We start from the raw sequence: 18,356 nt of genomic DNA, 5'->3' as shown, positions 1-18,356 counted from the left end.
TACTTCAAGGTTTATTCTTGATTCATCAAGAAATATTGGAGGCTGAATAATGAGAATTTTAGAATGGATTTTGGTATTGGTAACCGTAGCTGCTACGGTACTCATGCTGGTGTTTCCGAAGCGCTCAGCAATGACAGTGGGAACACTCACAGCTCTGATTCTGGCAGTGCTTCTGCATGGCTTAATCAATTCATTTCGCGTGCAGATGATACCAACCTATCTTGTTAGTCTTGTATTATTCATTACGTTAATCATTCAACTCATGAAATCATACCGTAGTGGCCGTTATGTTCAGAGCGCGCAGAAATCCAACCGTCGTTCATGGATTAAGATGACGCTGGTATCGATTCTGGTTCTGGCTTTCAGTGCAGGCTCAATCATACTGACCTGGCTGTTACCTGCTTTTACAATGCCTGAACCAACCGGCACATATGCCATTGGCACGTTCTCTGAGCACCTGGTGGATGAATCTCGTGAAGAGACCAAAACACCCGACGCGGGGGACAAGCGTGAACTTATGATTAATGTATGGTACCCGGTGGATCAGGAGGCCGCCCAAGGGCTGCCGCTGGCGCATTACCCTAGTGAACTGGGAGAAGCGATCAGTCTGGTGTTTGGCATTCCGTCTCAGGTGTTCAGTTATCTGGATACCATTCCAACACATGTGGTGCAAGGAGCTGAGATGTCCACCGTCCAAAGCAAGTATCCGGTTCTGCTATTCTCGCCGGGTGTCCGCTCAGCCCGTTTTCAGAGCATGACGATGATTGAGGAACTGGTTAGCCATGGTTACATTGTCGTGGGGATAGATCACCCGTATACGTCAGCACAAGTGACATTTCCCGATGGACGTGAAGTTTCCTATCAGGCTGACCCTGAATTTGCAACGTCAGCGGAATTATATCAATATAATGTAGAAGGTATAGGCATACGTGCAGATGATGCAAGCTTTGTTCTCGATATGCTTACCCAGTGGAATTCACATGATCCGAATCAACTGCTCCAAGGCAAACTTGATCTGGATCACGTCGGCATCATGGGACATTCGTATGGTGGGGCAACAACAGCGGAAGCACTGGCGCAGGATGGAAGATTCCAGGCAGGACTTAGCCTGGAGGGAGGATTCTGGGGAAAAGTATCCACGACAGCCCTGAAACAGCCGTTTATGTATATCATGTCGGGTGGAACCGCCAAAAGTCTGGAACCGGATGCCACCGAAACGGAAAAAGTAGCCTATCCAGAGTTTAAGCCTGATCTGGATCGAGTGATGACAAGTAGTCTGAATGATACCTATTATCTGACGGTGGATAATTTCTTCCATCAAAGCTTTACGGATATTTCGTTAATTTCACCAAAAATGTTTGCCAGAGGCATGACGCCAGAACATAATGTGGATATAACAAGATCCTATGCGCTGGCATTCTTTGACCGTTATCTGAAAGGGGAAGAGCAGCCATTGCTGCAAGAATCTTCAGTGCAATTTCCCGAGGCCACCTATGATGCCACATATACCAAGATGCGCAACGAACAAACACAATAAATCCGCAGAAGGATGGAGGCGTAGGCATGGAAACCATGACAAGAGGAATATTGGCCAAGCGTACCGGTGTAAGTATGGCAACCCTCCGTTATTACGAAGATAGTGGAATTCTGCCTGCTCCCCGTCGTTCCTCCAACGGATATCGGGTGTATACCGAAGATTATCTGGTCAAAATTAAGTTCATTAAGGATGCCCAGTTGCTGGGTTACTCCTTAAAGGAGATACAAGAGACTCTGCAACTACTCAGCCAGGAAGACATGGAAAAGGATACGTTAAAAACCCTTGTACGCGAACGCATCGCTGACATTCAGAAACATATTGACCATCTGGAACAGATGCAGATTCATCTGGCACGACTGTTGCATACACCGGAGGACGATATCGATAATTATATTCAATCGTTCAGGGTGCAGAAGAAAGAGCCGTAATCGCGGCTCTTTTCCTGTTTAGGAGAAAACAGGCGTGGACTATTGAGCAGGGAATCGGAGATTTAGAAAGAATACATAGTGTAGTTTGCCAATACATAATGGTGGTTAACGTGATTTCAATAATTTCAATAATGAAATTCACACCACAAAAGGAGTAACATTTTCTATGAGGGATTTACAAGGTTTTGTATCCGATTACATCAAAGGAAAGAGACATCTGCATCTTGAGATTGGCATCATTACAAAGGGAGATATCGAATATCATTCATTGGGCAATCCCAAAAAGAAGAGTGTGGCTGCTCCTGAACACAGGTTGTTCGAAATCGGCTCTGTAACCAAACTTTTTACATCTATCCTCCTATTAGAATTGGAGCGTCAACAGCAGCTTTCCACGGATGACACGGTTGGCAAGTACATATCCAACGGTAAAAACGATTATTTGAATAAGGTTACCTTAAAAAGTCTTGCGACGCATACGTCTGGATTACCCGGAGTTGCCACAAACCTGTCCTCGAAGAAAAATCGATACAATCCGTATTCAAATTATACGGAGGATGATTTACTTGCTTTTTTATCGGATGCTGACTTTGTGGATCAGATGGGTTCATTCGAGTATTCCAATACCGGCGTGGGCTTACTGGGTTATATCCTATGTAAAGTATCAGGCAGTACATATGATGATTTGCTGAAAAAATATATCACAGGTCCATTAAACATGACGGAGACAGCAGCTATGCTGAATGCAGAACAGAATGGCAGATTTGTGGACGGACATACGTCAACGGGGAAAAAGATGCCTCACTGGGATACGGGTGTACATGAAGGCGCGGGGGCGATCAAGTCATCTCTTCACGATATGTGTTTATTTGTACAGGCCAACCTGAATGAAGATCATCCGCCAGCCTCTGCAATACAACAAAGTCACATGCCTGTGATGATTGGAGATTCAACCCATCATTACGCCTGGTTTAGTGATAACATCTCAGATCAGAATATTCTCTGGCATAACGGTGGCACATTTGGTTTTAGCAGTTATTTGGCTATTCATAAGGAACAGAGTATGGGTGTTGTATTATTGTCCAATTATTGTTTTGGATCAGTCTCCATTGTGGATGAGTATCTGGATGCGATATTCAAGTACATAACTAAAAAAGACCTTTATCCACTCATGCCGCTAGACCCTGTGGGTAATAAAATACTGGAAGCCATGATGCAGAGGTAAATGCACAAACGAGAGCACCTGAGGATGTACTTCGGGCGCTCTCTGTTGGAGGTTTCTTTTATTTCTATCTTAATGATCTTGGTCATGACATACCTGCTTCACGCAGAAAATGGTGTACAATCTCCGTCTGATACTTGATACGGGTCGAGCGTTTCAGACTCCAACAGGTCTCCACTGTGACGGAACGGGCTTGTAATAGTCTTGAAGCCGCTGTACGGGCAGATCCCGGCAATTCATGCTGCTTGAGGTTAAAATGACGATCACGAATGGCAATCGACCGATTCATCCGTTCGATAACTCTTCTGCAAGCTGGAATCGTCCCACTGCCGGGATTGGTGATCAACGTCTGTCCAAGCACCCGTGAACTAAGCTGTGACAGGCCGTTGGCTTCATGCAGATCGAGCCACCAGTCGGCCCAATGTTCACGCGCCAGCTGAAAAACTGCCGCAGCGAGCGGATGCTTGGCCTTGCCTGACATACGGCGTGGAAACGTACGATTCAGATCTGGCTTGCCTCTGATTTTCTTTGCGTAGGCTTGCTGGTTCACACGTGGCACGATAATTAACAGCCCTCGCTGAATGGCGTGACGACCTGTCGCAATATCATCTGCGAGTTTTTGAGCAGTGGCCATACTCGCCGTTTCATTCCCGTGAACCCCGGATGTAATGAACATCACGGGTCCCGGCATCATGCCACGTACAATGAAGTAGGGAGTAGCGTGTACGGTGGATGCTAGAAGGACATGTTTGGTCACAAGCATGACGCTTCACCTCCGTTATTACAGTACGCCATGTCCCTCTTTCATGTAACGGCGTAAGAACAGGTCTTCATCCTATTTCCTCACAAAATGGGCCGACTAATACACCCGATGAATGATATCTTCAAAATCGGGTTCTTTCATCTCTACATCTTCAATCTCACCCCAGTGCTCCAACTGTTTCAGAATGTCCATTGTGCTCCATTCCTTCCGGTTCACTTCGACGGTGACAATCTGTCCTTCCAGTCCAGTAATATGTATCGCGGACGACACAACATCCGGGATGTGGAACTCTCCTCGGAACGTTACCCGAATCAGCGTAGGCAGTCCGATGGTTTCCCGAAGCGACGAGATCGTGCCGTCATATGTCAGTTGACCATGGTTAATCACCATGACCCGGCTGCATAACTGCTCAATGTCGTCCATATCATGTGTGGTCAACAGAATCGTTTTGCCAAACGTTTCATTTAGTGTACGTAGAAATTGACGAATGTTCCGCTTTGCGTTCACATCCAGTCCAATCGTTGGTTCATCGAGAAAAAGCAGTTCGGGATCATGCAGCATGGAAGCTGCGAGATCCGCACGCATGCGCTGTCCAAGCGAGAGCTTGCGGACAGGCGTGGCCCAGAACGATTCAAGGTCCAGCAGCTCGGCGAACTGGGACAGCCGTTTCTTTTTATCCTCGGCACGGACACCGTACATCTCGGCCAGAATATCATATGAATCTTTCACGGGCAGATCCCACCAGAGCTGACTGCGCTGTCCAAACACAACGCCCAGTCGACCAACGGTCCTGCGCCTGTCCTGATGCGGGTTCATACCGTCAAGCCTTACCTCACCCGAGGTTGGGTGCAGAATACCTGTCAGCATTTTAATCGTGGTAGACTTGCCAGCCCCGTTCGGACCGATGTAACCCACAAATTCCCCTGGGCCGATATCAAAACTGATATCGCGTACCGCTTCCTTGGACACATACTCACGTGAAAATAACGTACGTAGACCGGAGAAACGTCCTTCGCGAATAACAGGAGTTTTGAATTCCTTTTGCAGATGCCGTGCTGTGATCATGTTCATGATTCGTTACGCCTCCTTAGCTACCTGTACTTTGATATTTGGTCATGCCGAATTGCCAGAAACGCAGACTTGCAGCCAAACTCAGTACGGCAACCGCCGCAACAGCAACAAGAATCCACGCTCCTCCTTCACCCCGTAGCAGGTACAGTGACGGAATGTAGTTGACGAATCCCACCGGAATCACCGTTAACAGAATGCCAGACATCCATTTGGGATATAACGTTAGCGGATATTGGGCAGCCGTTCGAGCGGCATCTTCAGTGATCGTCTGTAATTCCTCGATACGTGTGGTCCAGAATCCCAATGTGGCGGTAGCAAGTCCGATGGAAAAGAGAATGACTGCACCGGTCAGGATAATGAACAGGGAGAAGGGAATGGCTATCCAGCCAATCTGTCCGCTATGCATCATGCCTGCCAATGACCAGCAGAGAATGAACCCGCCTTGCAGGACTTCCCCAGCCATGATGCGGAAGTTTTGCGGCAGCAGTGCCAGCAATACGGGCATGGGACGAGTTAACAGTTGATCAAGCTCACCATTAACCAGGTATTTTTCCAGATGGTGAACCTCATTGCCAAATGTGCGATACAGTGTTTTGGATAACGTCATGATGGCAAAGAGATAACCGATCTCATGGAGGGACCAGCCTTTAATTGCTCCGAATTTGTGCAGCACGAGAGCAACCATCAGAAACTCGGAGATCTGAATTAAAGCGGCCAGTACGGACGCCATGATGAAATTGAACTTGTATTGCATCCGACTGCGGATGCTTGTTCGAATGAGCATTTTATATAAATTGAACCAGGAAGTCCGTTTCATCCGCCCTGCACCTCCACTTTACGACGTAACACTTGAGTGATTGCAAGACAGATCAACGTCATGAAGACACACCAAAGCAAGGTTCCCCATAACAAGGAGCCATCTTCGAAACCAAGATAGATTCGGGTAGGTACATAGAGCAGGAAAGGGTAGGGTGATATCCAGGCAAGTTGTTCAAGCCAGTTTGGTAGCCACTCCAGCGGAATGAAAAAACCAGCCAGCAGATTCATCATCGCGTGATTGCCCCAGTGAAGCCAGGAGGACTCCGTGGTCCACATCGACGTGGCACCAATGATGTAGTTCATGCAGATGGACAAGTATGCGGCGCCAGCAAGACCAAGTGCGGCATAGAATAGTGTTGAAACGTCTGAGGGCCAATGTAGGGAAAAGACAATGGAGAAGAGCAGGTAGATCGGAATACTTTTGTACACGAACTGGTAGGCAATCTGCCCCCATTCGCGTGCCATCAGGTGGGTGAACAGATGAACAGGCCTCATCAGATCCAGTGCGATCTGCCCTGTCCTGACGGATAAGGGAATACCCAATCCGTTCGTGAGAAAACCCGAGATCCAGAGAGAGGATTGCGTGAACGCAATGTAACTGATCATCCCCTGTGTCCCGTATTCTCCGAGAGTATGGTCGGCCCCGATGCCGATCCAGAGGCAGGCATACATGTAACCAAACATGGCGCTTGCCAAGTTATGTACCATGTGTGCCCCGCGGTATTGCAGATTCCGGGAGTAGGCTTTGGAAGCCAGAGTGAAATAAAGCATGTGACACCTCCGATAAGTGGATTGAACGGCGTTTCCGTTCACTTCAGTCAAGGCGAAAAAGAGAGAAGGACAACAGCATACCAATTTATTCCTTCACAGGCAAGACATTTTTTTAGCTAATAATGGTATTAACAGGGGTGTTCATGATTGCGCCACAAGACAACGGTCTGTCCGTTCATTTATAATTGAGAGGTAGTATCGCAAACGTTTACAATGTGAAATATTCAAATTTTAAATAAACCGCCGGGCTTGTGCTTGACGATTGAAGATACAGAACGAACAATCCGGCAAGAGAGAAGGATGTCATGAAGAAAATTGCATGGGTCACCGATAGTACCAGTACACTGGATCCCGTTTTTGCGGAGCAAAATCATATCTACATCGTACCGCTGCGCATCGTATTTGGAGAGGAATGTTACCGGGAAACCGATGACATTACATCTGAAATGTTCTATGAGAAACTTGCGGAGGCTTCACGTGCGAGCAGTTCGCAGCCACCCATTGGCGAATTCATTGAACTGTATGAGTCGCTCAAAGACAAGTACGATGAGATTATTACGATTCATTGCTCTACAGAGCTTAGCGGAACGCTGCATACGTCCATGCAGGCTGCAGAGATTGCAGGAGTGACGGTGACCGCAATTGATTCGAAGGCAGGTGCCTATCCTCACCGTGAGATGATTATGCAAGGACTGGAATGGCAGAAGCAGGGATGTTCAGCTGCCGAGATCAAAGTAAACATTGAACAAATGATTGATAACATGTCCTTTTACCTCATACCGGCCAGTCTTCAACATCTTCATCGCAGTGGACGAGTGTCGGGCACACAGCTGATCATCAGTCAACTGCTCAAGATCCATCTGCTGCTTCGATTTGAAGAGGGCAAAGTAGTTGTGAATGAGAAGATTCGCACGTTCAAGCGGACAAAAGAGCGCATGCTGGATATGCTCAAGCTGGATATGGAGAAAGTAAAGCATGTGTGCATTATGCATGCGAACAATCAGGAAGAAGCCGTCACGATCAAGAAGCAGATTGCCAATCTGCTCCCTAAATTAAAGACCGAAATCATGCCGTTTATCCCTGTGGTGAGTATTCATGCAGGTGCAGGAACCATTGGACTGTGCTGGATACACAGCGAGAACGGATATAGAGACTAGACTTATAAGCACTCATCTATAAACGCTCATAGACCTGGCAGGAAACACACTTGATGTCAAAGTGTTGCTCCTGTCAGGTTTTTTCGTATGTCATTGCCAATTCAAACAAACTGTGAGGTAATAAAGAAAACTGTTCATGTTGGAGGGAAACATGTGTTAAGTCACCGCTTGTTGCTTGTTGAAGATGATCGTTCAATTAGTGAGATGGTCGGGCCATACTTGGAAAAAGAGGGCTACGACGTCACTTATGCATATGACGGCTTAGAGGCAGAACATCAGTTCAGCCAGTCACAACCCGGGTATGATCTGGTTATTCTGGATCTGATGCTGCCCCGCAAAAGTGGGATGGATGTGCTGCAAACCATTCGGGCAGTCAGTCTGGTACCTGTGCTCATTCTGTCTGCGAAGGATGGGGAGGTGGACAAAGCGTTAGGTCTGGGGTTCGGTGCAGATGATTACTTGAGCAAACCTTTCTCGTTAATCGAACTGACTGCCCGCATCAAAGCTGCGATTCGCCGCGCCAATTATACCACTCCGCCTGTGGCTGAAGTGGCTAAAGATCAGCGTATTCACATTGGAGGACTCGTAGTTGACATGGAGACGTACGAGGTGGAGCGTGAAGGTACACCCGTCAAACTGACATCCAAGGAATTTGGCATTCTGAAGCTATTGGTTACCCATCCTGGCAAAGTGTTCACCAAGGCGCAGATCTACGCTTCCGTCTGGAACGATCACTATTATGGAGACGAAAATATCATTAACGTACATATGCGTCGTCTGCGTGAGAAGCTGGAGGCAGATCCTTCGGCTCCCCAGTATATCAAGACACTCTGGGGCATCGGGTATAAGCTGGAGGCGGAGCAGGGATGACACTGATTTTTGCCAGTACAACAGCTATTTTGGCCATTGCCTTCATTGTATTGTGGTTGAAATTCCGGAAACGCACCCAACACCTGTCCTATATTCATCAGAAAATATCCGATATTTTGGATCAAGGCACCTTTGAGCGTTTGCTTGTATTCAATAGTGATGACCAAGTCAGTCAGCTTCTGAAAGACATGAACCAGCTGCTGGATCATGCGCACCGCGCCAAAGCAGGGTATGCAAACCAGGAGAAGGAGATGCGTAATATGCTCTCCAACATTTCGCATGATCTGAAAACGCCACTCACCGTTGTGCTGGGTTATAGCGAGACCTTGCTGCACAGCCCATCATTGACCGATCAGGAACGGAATATTATGACGGAGAAAATACAAGATAAGGCGCAGGAAGTGCTGCGTTTGATCCATTCCTTTTTTGATCTGGCGAAGCTGGAATCTGGAGACACGGAGCTAGTGCTTAGTCGAGTGAATATAAGCGAATTATGCCGGTTGAAGATGCTTTCCTTTTATGAAATGTTGACGAATCTGGGATTGCATGTGGAGCTGGAGATACCTGCGGGTGATATCTTCGTGCAAGCGAATGAAGAAGCATTGGACCGTGTGCTGGATAATCTCATTACCAATGGAATGAAATATGGAGCAGAGGGTAAGGTACTGGGGCTTTCACTTGATCATGCGATAGGCGCACCTGTGACGCTACAGATCTGGGACCAGGGAAAAGGGATTCCTGAGAGCGAGCATAGCCGTGTGTTTGAACGCATGTATACACTGGAGGATTCCCGCAATCGACTCTATCAAGGCAGTGGCCTGGGTCTGACCATTACGAAACGCCTAGTTGAGCGGATGGGTGGAAGTATTCACTTGCATAGTGTGCCACATCAACGGACTGTATTCTCGGTTACCTTAAAGGCTTGGTAGACCCTGCGTTGGCGTGTCCGGTCAGACTTAAGGTTTTTGTAAGATTTGATTAATAAAAAAGAAGACTTTTCTCTTTACAATATAGATATAGGAACCCGGACAGGGGACGTAAAGGAGAACAAGGACGATGAATTATATCGCACGAACAATAGATGTGACCAAAGTATATGAAGGGGTGGAGGTTGTATCCAACGTCAATATGAATATCAAGCAAGGTGAGATCTATGGATTCCTCGGTCCGAATGGTGCTGGTAAAACAACCATCATGAAGATGCTCACCAATCTCGTCAAACCAACCACAGGGGAGATAGAACTGTTTGGGGAGAAGCTAACGCCGACCTCCTATGAAGTGCTGAAGCGAATGGGCAGCATTATTGAATATCCTTTTTTCTACGATAGGCTGTCTGCTGGTGAAAATCTGGAACTTCACTGTGAATACATGGGGTTTCACAACAAAAAAATCATCAACAATACGATGGAAATGGTAGGGCTGAAGGATACAGGCAAGAAACCGGTCAAGGACTTCTCCTTGGGCATGAAGCAGAGGCTGGGACTGGCTCGTGCACTTATAACCACACCTGAACTGCTCATTCTGGATGAACCGATCAACGGATTGGATCCTGTAGGGATCCGGGAAATGCGAGATTTGTTCAAGCGCCTTAGCAATGAGTATCGCATTACCCTGCTGGTCTCCAGTCACATTCTTGGCGAGATAGAGCAGATTGCTGACACAGTTGGTGTCATTCGCGGCGGTTGCTTGGTGGAGGAAGTATCGATGGAGAGCATTCGTGGAAGTCAAAATGAGTACATCGAGTTACAGGCGGTGGATATCCGCAAAGCGACCTATGTCATTGAACACCAGCTTGGTTTGAGTAATTATAAACTGGTTGATGACCAAACGTTACGCATCTATGATCCGGGAATCATTCCATCGGAACTGAACACCAAGCTGATTCAGCATGGCATTGAGATCGAATCGATATCCAAACGGGCTCATTCCCTGGAAGAACACTTCATGAAGCTTGTGAAAGGGGATGAAGACGTTGCTTAAACTAATCAGACTTGAGATGCGGAAGCACCGTTTTGCACGTAATTTTGCAGGAGCAGGTATTGCCAGTATAGCCATTCTTCTTTTCCTGATCATGATTGGATTCGTGGATGTGGGGGCAGAAGATTATGCCTATGCCGATTACCAGACGGCCTTTATGATTATCGATACGTTTGCGAGAGCGACCTTTATCATATTTGCAGGGGCTTTATTATCCAAGCTGGTGATCAGTGAGTATAGAAATAAAACGATGAACGTCATGTTCACCTATCCCATCCAGCGTCATAAAATCATTGCTGCCAAATTGATTATCGTGTTTGGTTTTACATTTGTGATGATTATGGTTACCGATCTGTTGATGGGTTCACTGCTGTTGATTGTTAATCATTTCCACTCCTTCATCCCTGGATCATTGACAAATCAGGATATATTGGGACTTCTGGTGAAGTACAGTATGAGTTCTTTATCGGCTGCGTGTATGGCACTCATTCCCCTATTCTTCGGTATGCGTAAGCATTCTGTCACAACTACAATGGTCTCGTCCATTTTGCTGGTTTTGATTGTCTGCTCCGGATTCAACGGGTCGGAAGTTTCCATTCATTCGCTTATTATTATCCCTCTGACCCTTGGAGCAATAGGGATATGGATTGCTTCGATGTCCATGGTTCGTCTGGAGACAAAAGATGTGAACTGAATCATTCGGAAAACCATGCTCTGTATGGCTTCAGATGCCATTGACATCCGCTCGTACAAGGGATAGGATAATGTCAACTGAGACACGAAGGAGAATGCAACTACCATGACGATTCCAAAAACATTAACAATAGCTGGTTCGGACACGAGCGGCGGTGCAGGTATTCAAGCTGATTTGAAAACTTTTCAGGAGCTGGGTGTGTATGGCATGACCGTACTGACTACGGTTGTGGCAATGGAGCCCGAAACATGGGATCACCAGGTCTTTCCTGTTGAATTAAATGTAGTTGAAGCGCAGCTTCGCACTGTTCTGGACGGCATCGGTTTTGATGCAATGAAGACAGGTATGCTCGGTTCTGTAGATATTATTGAACTGGTAGCAAAACATATTCGCCGCAGCGGTCTGCCACAGATCGTTATCGATCCGGTAATGGTCTGCAAAGGTACAGACGAAGTACTGCAACCGGAAAATACGGAAGCGATGATCGAATTCCTGTTGCCAGGTGCTGATCTGGTTACACCTAATCTGTTCGAAGCATCCCAACTGGCGAAGAGCGGACCTATTCGCTCCAAGGAACAAATGGAAGCAGCGGCAGCAGCAATTCATGCCCATGGCTCGAAACATGTTCTGATCAAGGACAGAGGTGTCATTAGCCCGGGTAAAGCAATGGATCTACTCTATGATGGAACCAACTACGAATGGTTTGAAGCCGATGTTGTCGGCTCCGGATATACTCATGGTGCGGGCTGCACAACGTCTGCGGCGATTACCGCAGGATTGGCTCGTGGTCTTTCAGTGAAAGAGGCTGTTCGTGAAGGTAAAGCCTTCGTGACCAAAGCGATTGCCGGCGGATTCCCGCTAAACCGTTTTGTTGGCCCTACACTGCATGTGGCACACCGTCTGGAGCAACAACGTTAAAGTGTTGCCAGGGAGCGCGCAGTAGCGCATCAATTCTGGATAACACACTTCGATTTCATTCAAGTAGCTGTCAATGAGCTGGAGCTTGCTCGTTGACGGCTTCTTTTTTATGCGAATTTTTATAAAAATTAGTAACTTTTGGCTTATATTAATCGTATATATCATGGGAGCATTCCAAAACATGTGTGGACACATGAACGACACATGGAATAGGTATGTTATCATCAGAAATCTAAAAGGAGAGTCGGCCATGATCAGAACAGTGCTTCTGGTGGAAGATGAAAGCCGCATTCGTGAGATTGTGGCCGATTATTTCATAAAAGAACAATGGAACGTCATAGAAGCAGAACATGGAGTACAGGCACTGGAACTGTTGGCTCTGCATGAGGTGGATTTGGTTATTCTGGATGTTTTGATGCCTGAAATGGATGGATGGACGTTATGTGGGCATATTCGATCCCAATCCACCGTACCTATTATCATGCTGACTGCACGGTCCGAGGATGACGATAAAATTCATGGATTTCAGCTGGGCGTAGACGATTACGTTACCAAGCCGTTTAGTCCACGTGTGCTGGTTGCACGTGCAGAGACATTAATGAAGCGTGTTGAAGGTGCATTTGGACGAGAGCAGGGTGTGATTCGCTTCGGACAGGTAACCCTTGATCCATGGGCCAGACGTCTGGAGAAGGACGGAATTGAAGTGGAACTTGCACCAAAGGAATATGATCTGTTGCTTTATTTGGTACGTAATGCAGGCATTGTGTTGTCCCGGGATGCCATTTTGAATCGGATCTGGGGATTTGATTTTGAAGGGGACTCACGTGTTGTGGATACCCACATCAAGAAGTTGCGCAGCAAACTGGGTGATGAAGCCAAGTGTATCCGGACGGTGATTGGCACTGGATACCGTTTCGAGGCAGAAGCATGAGAAGAAATGGCGTAACGATGAAGCTTTTTCTGGTTATGGCAGGATGTCTGGTACTTCTATATGGGACGACGGTTTTTGCCCAGTTGGTCTGGTTCCCCGACTTCTATCAGCATCAAAAGGTTAGCAGTATGAAGAAAAAGCTGTCCAAGTTCGAACAGCAATATTCCAATGGACATTGGAGTGATTTACAGCTAGCCAAGGAGACCGGGAAATTCATGCGTCAGAATCAGTCACATCTGGTCATTCTGACGAATAAAGGAAGACTGGTTAATGACCCGTTCCACATTACGTTGCTTCAAGAGGATGGAAGTCACGTGAAAGTGTCCTTGTCCTTGTTTATCAATAGTGAGAATGCTGGCTGGATTACATCCCATCTGAAATATGGGCAAGAACTGACGGTGAAAGGTCCGGCCAGCGAATCCATGGTCTATCCATTCAAAATCCAAGATGCCACTTCTGCCGCATGGGGAACAGAAAGCTTTCAGGAATCAATTGAACCGGTAAAGGAATGGTCAGGCGTATTGACCGAGGTCGTTCTTCCCAATCTGGCAACGTGGAGTCAGAGGCAGGGACTGCTGGTGCAAGCCCTGGATAGTCGGTTCCCGTTGTCCACCGAAGACCAACTGGCCTTGGCGAATGGCAAAATGCTTAATGAAGAATGGATGGATAGCTGGAGCGGTGTTCGCAATGTCATCACCATTGCTCCAGTGCATCGTTCCGGACCCGAGCAGCAACTGATTTTCTCGCTCACCTCTCTACAGGAGATGAGGGAAGCGAATGAGGCAACACGTTTGTTCTATGCGTATTTCGGCATAGGGGCATTTATATTGATTCTGTTGCTGGCGTTACTCCTGTCCCGAATTGTAACGAAGCCGCTCTTGGCCTTGAACCATGTCGCCAAGAAAATGTCTACGCTGGATTTCACGGTGAAATCACCCATCCGGCGTAATGATGAGATCGGCAGTCTGTCTAACAGCCTTAATGCCTTATCGGGAACCTTGGGTCAGACACTGGAAGAGCTGAGGCAGGCCAACACGCAGATGCGTACAGATATGGAAATGAAGCAGGAGATTGAACAGCGACAGCGCAAGTTTTTTGCCGATGCATCACATGAACTTAAGACTCCAATCAGCATTATTAAGGGATATTCTGAAGGGCTGAAGGATGGCGTCAGTGAGAGCAAACGGGAGCGTTACATTGAGATCATTGCCGATGAGACGATCAAAATGGAAACGATGGTTGAAGAGATGCTGGATCTGGTGCGACTGGAATCCTCAGCGGTTCAATTGAATACGGATGCTGTTGCACTGGCTGACATGATTGAAGATATCGCTGGCCGTCTGGGTCCGCAACTGAAGGACAAAGGATTGGATGTAGTGCTTGTATCCACAACAGAACAGACGGTTGAGGGTGACCGAAGCAAGCTGGAGCAAGTTATTTTCAATATCATGATGAATGCTATACGTCATGCGATACCACATACCGATATAACTATTGAGATTAGCAGGCGTGAAGGTTTTGTCCATATTTCCATTGAAAACAAGGGTGAGCACATTGCTGAAGCTGAGCGGCAGTATATATGGGAGAGGTTCTATCGGGTAGAGCGCTCACGTAATCGTAAAATGGGGGGGACCGGGCTTGGTCTGGCCATTGCGAAGCAGATTCTTGATCTGCATGGGTGCAGTTATGGAGTGGAGAATACACCGGATGGAGTCCGTTTTTATATTATTTTTCCTAAAGCCTAGTACGAAAGGGAGTCAAATATTATGAAGTCTTTACCATCGATTTTAACCTTGGGGAATCTGAGTTCAGGCATACTGGCAATCATTATGGCTATTCATGGTGAATTTGCCCTGGCTGTGATGATGATATGGGTAGCGATGTTCTTTGATCTGTTTGACGGGTATGCGGCTCGTAAATTGCATTGTGAGGGTGAATTCGGCAAGTCCTTGGACTCGCTTGCGGATGTAGTTTCATTCGGAACAGCGCCCGTGCTGATTCTGTACCTGAATTCCATGATTGAAGTGAGTGTGCTGGGGATGGCACTGACTGCATTGTTTCCGATTTGCGGGGCTTTGCGTCTGGCCCGTTATAACTGTCAGAAGACAGCAAGCAGTGGTTTTGTCGGGATGCCGATTACATTTGCCGGAGGTCTGATGTCCTTTTTCGCACTCTGGAGTCCTTATTTCACACATGGTGTAGCCTATCTTGTCATTATTGTATTATCCGGTCTCATGGTGAGCCAAATCCGATTCCCGTCTCTAAAACAAGTGTTAGCCTCACATGAGAAGGATATTGTGGAACCGAAATAAGGAGCGAGTCAGTATGGAATTTGCAAAAGAATTTATTGGTCAATATGGTTATTTCGCAATATACGGACTACTGGCTCTTGGCGTTATTGGCATGCCGATTCCGGATGAGGTGATGATGACTTTTGTCGGTTATCTCGCCTCCATCTCGGTATTGAATTACTCCGTATCCATCGCCGTCAGTTTCGGTGGCGCATTTACCGGAGGGCTGCTTAGCTACATGATTGGCAAAAAAGCGGGCAGGCCGCTGGTTGAAAAATACGGCAAGTGGGTCGGCGTTAATGCCAAACGATTCAGCAGGGTGGAGTCGTGGTTCCTCAAATATGGGTATTGGTCCATCATCCTGGGTTACTTCATTCCAGGCATTCGTCATCTGATGTGTTGTTTCTCCGGGATTAGCAAGATGGCAATTGGCAGGTACGTAGTTGTGTCGGGCATTGGTGCATTCGTCTGGTGTGTTGTCTTTATCTCGATTGGTTTTTATGTTGGCGTGTTAACTTAAAATGGGACAGCCTTTTGTAACAACAGGCAAGGATGGAAGACCTCTTGAGTGTAAGGTGGTCTTTTTTTGTTTTTCTATATAGCGAAATCAAATGAGTAACGAATGAGGATTACTTTATAAAATACAAAAAGCCGCTCCGACCATTCCAACCTTCGCGTTGAAGGTAAAAATGGATCAAAGCGGCGTTTACTTCACAACTGACCTTACCCACTTAAATGAGATTCTTCAATTCCTCGTTCGACTCGCTTTTCCCCTTTTTTACGTGCAAAGGTGATTTTGAGGAGTGGTGGAGTGACCAGTGTAGTCACAATGACCATGATCACGACGCTTGTAAAGTATTCCGGATCAAGTAATCCAGAGGCGAGTCCAGTTGAAGCGATAATGAGTGCAACCTCACCTCTTGAAATCATTCCTGAGCCAATGGCAAGAGACGATATACGATCAAATCCGGTAAGACGTGCACCGGCTCCGCCGCCAAGAAGTTTGGTAACAATGGCGATAAGACTGATAACAACAATAAACCAAATTTGTGAACCCACACCATCAAAGGTGACATTTAAGCCAATACTTACAAAGAACACTGGTACAAAAATTCCGTAGGCGATCGGTTCCAGTTTGGTTTCGACTTCATGTTTGAAGTTGGTCTGAGAGATGGCGATACCAGCGGCAAATGCTCCAATGATTCCAGCAACTCCCATCCACTCTGCAAAGTAGGAAAATCCAAAACAAATAATCAGTCCCGCAGTAATAACGGTCTCCGTTACCTTCAGTGGTGCCATCCACTTCATGATGCGTGGAACAAGGAACCAGCTGGCAGCGATAATGATAACAAAGAATAACAGCTTCTTGCCAATCAGAAGAGAAATTGAAGTGTCTCCTCCACCTGTACCCAGCAAGCTCATCATAACGGCAAGAATGACAACGACCAGGACATCATCGACAACAGCTGCGCCAAGGATTGTTGTACCCTCACGAGAGCTGAGTTGATCCATATCTTTCAGTGTCTGAACCGAAATACTGACGGAAGTGGCACAGAATAAAAGTCCAAAGAACAGAGCATGCGTTGTCGACATACCGAAAGCAATGGCAGAACCATAACCTCCAATGAAGGGTAATATGATACCGCCGACCGCTACGGCAAAGGCCGCTTTCCAGTTTTTCTTCAACTGCTCCAGATCGGTTTCCAGTCCGGCAATGAACATTAACAGTAGTACTCCGATCTCGGCCATATAATGAACGAAATCACTTTGCTGAACCCAACCAAGAATTGCAGGCCCGAGGATGACACCCACAATCAGTTTCCCCAGAACCGATGGTTGACCCAATCTTACGGATAGATCACCAGCAAGTTTGGTAAAGATTAAAATAAGTGCAAGAACCAAAATAAATTCCATAGGTGTGCTCCCCTCCAGTAGTAGCGTCTATAGGTTAACCAGCCCAAGGGCTATCCATTCTCAGCTTCAAAAAGACAAAAAGGCACAGAAAGGCATTAGGAAAGTGCCGTTCTGTGCCTGAAAAAGACAAAGAGGGGCCCTTGGTGACAGGCTCCTCCAGTTTTCAACGCGTATGTGATTAATTGCATTAATTATACCACAAATATGGACTCGGGTAAATGGGAGCCGGTTTGGATTTGATTGAAAATGGCCGTAAAGGGGCATTTTATAGGGGAGTGCAGCGGTTTTTGTTCAGAGTGTTGTCACTTAACAGCCCGGAATTGCCGAGATATAATGATATAGAACATAGAAGTTAGGATATGAGGAGGATTTTGCATTGGGCAAAAATAACAAAGGGGAACCGAACATTCCATCCCCGACGAGTAATAAAAATTTCGCAGGCATCATTATCACGATTTCCATTCTCGCTAATGTCATTATTTTATTATTGTTCTTCGCACCGTCGATTGGTTACAAAGGTGATGTAACCTTTGATATTACGGTGTTGCCGCGGTTTAATGCCGTGTTTAACAGCTTTACCTTCATCTTCCTGCTCGCAGCGCTTATTGCGATTATCAAGCGGAATGTGAAGCTGCACAAACGATTTATTCTTGCTGCATTCTCAACGACACTGTTATTCCTCGTGACTTATCTGACGTTTCATTACCTCTCACCAGAGACGTCCAAATACGGCGGCGAGGGCATCATTCGTTCGATCTATTTCTTCATTCTGATTACCCATAGTATACTGGCAGCTCTGATTGTTCCATTGGCATTGTTCACACTTGTATGGGGTTGGACGAATCAATTGAAGAAACACCGCAAAATTGCTCGTTGGACTATGCCAATCTGGTTATATGTCAGCTCTACAGGTGTTGTAGTATATCTCATGATGGCACCATATTATTAATGTTATGAACGTTTCACTGTGCTAATTAGTTTGAGTTGCGGGTAATG

19 protein-coding genes are annotated in these 18,356 nt (G+C 46.6%); 14 read left to right on the top strand and 5 right to left on the bottom strand.

What is annotated here, in order from left to right; translation table 11 throughout:
- The first annotated feature begins 49 nt into the window (after positions 1 to 49).
- The 3 genes from V6669_RS26175 (at position 50) to V6669_RS26165 (ending at position 3,187) form a co-directional block, all read left to right on the top strand.
- Positions 50 to 1,537 (top strand): lipase, encoded by a 1,488-nt coding sequence (locus V6669_RS26175; protein WP_338588585.1) that lies wholly within the window; start codon positions 50 to 52, stop codon positions 1,535 to 1,537.
- A gap of 26 nt (positions 1,538 to 1,563) precedes the next feature.
- Positions 1,564 to 1,965 (top strand): MerR family transcriptional regulator, encoded by a 402-nt coding sequence (locus tag V6669_RS26170; protein WP_338588584.1) that lies wholly within the window; start codon positions 1,564 to 1,566, stop codon positions 1,963 to 1,965.
- A 166-nt stretch (positions 1,966 to 2,131) separates the two neighbouring features.
- Positions 2,132 to 3,187, top strand: coding sequence for a serine hydrolase domain-containing protein (locus V6669_RS26165; protein WP_338588583.1), 1,056 nt, complete (start codon positions 2,132 to 2,134; stop codon positions 3,185 to 3,187).
- A gap of 82 nt (positions 3,188 to 3,269) precedes the next feature.
- On the opposite strand, the gene V6669_RS26160 is transcribed toward V6669_RS26165, so the two are convergent.
- The 4 genes from V6669_RS26160 to V6669_RS26145 all read right to left on the bottom strand — a co-directional run bounded on the left by V6669_RS26160 (position 3,270) and on the right by V6669_RS26145 (position 6,608).
- The gene (locus V6669_RS26160) at positions 3,270 to 3,947 is read right to left on the bottom strand and encodes a succinylglutamate desuccinylase/aspartoacylase family protein (RefSeq protein ID WP_338588582.1); all 678 of its coding nucleotides are present in this window, start codon (positions 3,945 to 3,947) and stop codon (positions 3,270 to 3,272) included.
- A 96-nt stretch (positions 3,948 to 4,043) separates the two neighbouring features.
- Positions 4,044 to 5,012 (bottom strand): ATP-binding cassette domain-containing protein, encoded by a 969-nt coding sequence (locus V6669_RS26155; protein ID WP_338595052.1) that lies wholly within the window; start codon positions 5,010 to 5,012, stop codon positions 4,044 to 4,046.
- 22 nt (positions 5,013 to 5,034) lie between these two features.
- The gene (locus V6669_RS26150; protein ID WP_124118164.1) at positions 5,035 to 5,835 is read right to left on the bottom strand and encodes an ABC-2 family transporter protein; all 801 of its coding nucleotides are present in this window, start codon (positions 5,833 to 5,835) and stop codon (positions 5,035 to 5,037) included.
- Positions 5,832 to 6,608, bottom strand: coding sequence for an ABC-2 family transporter protein (locus V6669_RS26145; RefSeq protein ID WP_036606839.1), 777 nt, complete (start codon positions 6,606 to 6,608; stop codon positions 5,832 to 5,834). Before V6669_RS26145 ends, V6669_RS26150 begins: the two co-directional genes overlap by 4 nt.
- Positions 6,609 to 6,913: 305 nt before the next feature.
- Here V6669_RS26145 and V6669_RS26140 point away from each other — a divergent pair, with 305 nt between their 5' ends.
- The 10 genes from V6669_RS26140 (at position 6,914) to V6669_RS26095 (ending at position 15,966) form a co-directional block, all read left to right on the top strand.
- Entirely contained in the window at positions 6,914 to 7,765 is an 852-nt protein-coding gene (locus tag V6669_RS26140; RefSeq protein ID WP_047841614.1) for a DegV family protein, read from the top strand.
- 153 nt (positions 7,766 to 7,918) lie between these two features.
- The gene (locus V6669_RS26135) at positions 7,919 to 8,635 is read left to right on the top strand and encodes a response regulator transcription factor (RefSeq protein ID WP_338588581.1); all 717 of its coding nucleotides are present in this window, start codon (positions 7,919 to 7,921) and stop codon (positions 8,633 to 8,635) included.
- Positions 8,632 to 9,564, top strand: coding sequence for a sensor histidine kinase (locus V6669_RS26130; RefSeq protein ID WP_338588580.1), 933 nt, complete (start codon positions 8,632 to 8,634; stop codon positions 9,562 to 9,564). Before V6669_RS26135 ends, V6669_RS26130 begins: the two co-directional genes overlap by 4 nt.
- Positions 9,565 to 9,691: 127 nt before the next feature.
- The gene (locus V6669_RS26125) at positions 9,692 to 10,615 is read left to right on the top strand and encodes an ABC transporter ATP-binding protein (protein ID WP_338588579.1); all 924 of its coding nucleotides are present in this window, start codon (positions 9,692 to 9,694) and stop codon (positions 10,613 to 10,615) included.
- A complete protein-coding gene (locus V6669_RS26120) occupies positions 10,608 to 11,306 on the top strand; it encodes an ABC transporter permease (protein ID WP_338588578.1) in 699 nt (232 codons plus the stop codon). The genes V6669_RS26125 and V6669_RS26120 overlap by 8 nt, the downstream gene beginning before the upstream one ends.
- A 105-nt stretch (positions 11,307 to 11,411) precedes the next feature.
- Entirely contained in the window at positions 11,412 to 12,224 is an 813-nt protein-coding gene (thiD, locus tag V6669_RS26115; RefSeq protein ID WP_017692191.1) for a bifunctional hydroxymethylpyrimidine kinase/phosphomethylpyrimidine kinase, read from the top strand.
- A gap of 250 nt (positions 12,225 to 12,474) precedes the next feature.
- Entirely contained in the window at positions 12,475 to 13,155 is a 681-nt protein-coding gene (locus V6669_RS26110) for a response regulator transcription factor (protein WP_036606855.1), read from the top strand.
- On the top strand, positions 13,152 to 14,900 hold the full coding sequence (locus V6669_RS26105) for a HAMP domain-containing sensor histidine kinase (RefSeq protein WP_253503364.1): 1,749 nt from the start codon (positions 13,152 to 13,154) through the stop codon (positions 14,898 to 14,900). The genes V6669_RS26110 and V6669_RS26105 overlap by 4 nt, the downstream gene beginning before the upstream one ends.
- A gap of 21 nt (positions 14,901 to 14,921) precedes the next feature.
- A complete protein-coding gene (gene pssA / locus V6669_RS26100) occupies positions 14,922 to 15,467 on the top strand; it encodes a CDP-diacylglycerol--serine O-phosphatidyltransferase (protein ID WP_282320197.1) in 546 nt (181 codons plus the stop codon).
- 13 nt (positions 15,468 to 15,480) lie between these two features.
- Positions 15,481 to 15,966 carry a DedA family protein gene (locus tag V6669_RS26095; RefSeq protein WP_036606861.1) on the top strand — a complete coding sequence of 162 codons (486 nt, stop codon included), beginning with the start codon at positions 15,481 to 15,483 and terminating at the stop codon, positions 15,964 to 15,966.
- Between the two features lie 203 nt (positions 15,967 to 16,169).
- On the opposite strand, the gene V6669_RS26090 is transcribed toward V6669_RS26095, so the two are convergent.
- Positions 16,170 to 17,360: a cation:proton antiporter gene (locus tag V6669_RS26090; protein WP_338588577.1), complete on the bottom strand. Its 1,191-nt coding sequence runs from the start codon at positions 17,358 to 17,360 to the stop codon at positions 16,170 to 16,172.
- A gap of 376 nt (positions 17,361 to 17,736) precedes the next feature.
- Here V6669_RS26090 and V6669_RS26085 point away from each other — a divergent pair, with 376 nt between their 5' ends.
- Positions 17,737 to 18,309, top strand: coding sequence for a DUF420 domain-containing protein (locus V6669_RS26085; protein ID WP_017692198.1), 573 nt, complete (start codon positions 17,737 to 17,739; stop codon positions 18,307 to 18,309).
- Positions 18,310 to 18,356: the final 47 nt, after the last annotated feature.

The organism is Paenibacillus sp. Y5S-9 (assembly GCF_036894235.1).
Lineage (GTDB): Bacteria > Bacillota > Bacilli > Paenibacillales > Paenibacillaceae > Paenibacillus.
The sequence above is the reverse complement of the archived record's forward strand: the minus strand, read 5'-3'. Positions and strand labels throughout refer to the sequence as shown.

What these genes read in the sequence shown, in the direction of transcription:
- V6669_RS26125 (WP_338588579.1), top strand. Translation starts at nt 9,692, where the DNA reads ATGAATTATATCGCACGAACAATAGATGTGACCAAAGTATATGAAGGG.
- pssA (WP_282320197.1), top strand. Translation starts at nt 14,922, where the DNA reads ATGAAGTCTTTACCATCGATTTTAACCTTGGGGAATCTGAGTTCAGGC.
- V6669_RS26160 (WP_338588582.1), bottom strand. Translation starts at nt 3,947, where the DNA reads ATGCTTGTGACCAAACATGTCCTTCTAGCATCCACCGTACACGCTACT.
- V6669_RS26145 (WP_036606839.1), bottom strand. Translation starts at nt 6,608, where the DNA reads ATGCTTTATTTCACTCTGGCTTCCAAAGCCTACTCCCGGAATCTGCAA.
- V6669_RS26175 (WP_338588585.1), top strand. Translation starts at nt 50, where the DNA reads ATGAGAATTTTAGAATGGATTTTGGTATTGGTAACCGTAGCTGCTACG.
- V6669_RS26090 (WP_338588577.1), bottom strand. Translation starts at nt 17,360, where the DNA reads ATGGAATTTATTTTGGTTCTTGCACTTATTTTAATCTTTACCAAACTT.
- V6669_RS26130 (WP_338588580.1), top strand. Translation starts at nt 8,632, where the DNA reads ATGACACTGATTTTTGCCAGTACAACAGCTATTTTGGCCATTGCCTTC.
- V6669_RS26105 (WP_253503364.1), top strand. Translation starts at nt 13,152, where the DNA reads ATGAGAAGAAATGGCGTAACGATGAAGCTTTTTCTGGTTATGGCAGGA.
- V6669_RS26155 (WP_338595052.1), bottom strand. Translation starts at nt 5,012, where the DNA reads ATGATCACAGCACGGCATCTGCAAAAGGAATTCAAAACTCCTGTTATT.
- V6669_RS26110 (WP_036606855.1), top strand. Translation starts at nt 12,475, where the DNA reads ATGATCAGAACAGTGCTTCTGGTGGAAGATGAAAGCCGCATTCGTGAG.
- V6669_RS26140 (WP_047841614.1), top strand. Translation starts at nt 6,914, where the DNA reads ATGAAGAAAATTGCATGGGTCACCGATAGTACCAGTACACTGGATCCC.
- V6669_RS26150 (WP_124118164.1), bottom strand. Translation starts at nt 5,835, where the DNA reads ATGAAACGGACTTCCTGGTTCAATTTATATAAAATGCTCATTCGAACA.
- V6669_RS26165 (WP_338588583.1), top strand. Translation starts at nt 2,132, where the DNA reads ATGAGGGATTTACAAGGTTTTGTATCCGATTACATCAAAGGAAAGAGA.
- thiD (WP_017692191.1), top strand. Translation starts at nt 11,412, where the DNA reads ATGACGATTCCAAAAACATTAACAATAGCTGGTTCGGACACGAGCGGC.
- V6669_RS26095 (WP_036606861.1), top strand. Translation starts at nt 15,481, where the DNA reads ATGGAATTTGCAAAAGAATTTATTGGTCAATATGGTTATTTCGCAATA.
- V6669_RS26170 (WP_338588584.1), top strand. Translation starts at nt 1,564, where the DNA reads ATGGAAACCATGACAAGAGGAATATTGGCCAAGCGTACCGGTGTAAGT.